Source organism: Shewanella nanhaiensis (assembly GCF_019457885.1).
GTDB classification, from domain to species: domain Bacteria; phylum Pseudomonadota; class Gammaproteobacteria; order Enterobacterales; family Shewanellaceae; genus Shewanella; species Shewanella nanhaiensis.
On record NZ_JAHZST010000093.1, the window covers coordinates 1 to 255 of the forward strand.

1 tRNA gene is annotated in these 255 nt (G+C 49.4%); it reads left to right on the forward strand.

Annotation, left to right across the window (positions count from 1 at the left end):
- The first annotated feature begins 164 nt into the window (after window positions 1-164).
- Window positions 165-240, forward strand: a tRNA-Glu gene (locus K0625_RS24475).
- Window positions 241-255: the final 15 nt, after the last annotated feature.

Genomic DNA, 255 nt, shown 5'->3' on the forward strand with positions numbered 1-255 from the left:
GAGGCCTAGGACACCGCCCTTTCACGGCGGTAACAGGGGTTCGAATCCCCTTGGGGATACCACTTTTTATAATGATTGGATTTCGGTCTGGTTATTCAAGCGTTAAACCTTAGCCTACAGGGTTTAATGAGTATTCACTCTTTGCAGAGTCTAATGCAGTCCGGGTCCCCATCGTCTAGAGGCCTAGGACACCGCCCTTTCACGGCGGTAACAGGGGTTCGAATCCCCTTGGGGATACCACTTTTTATAATGATT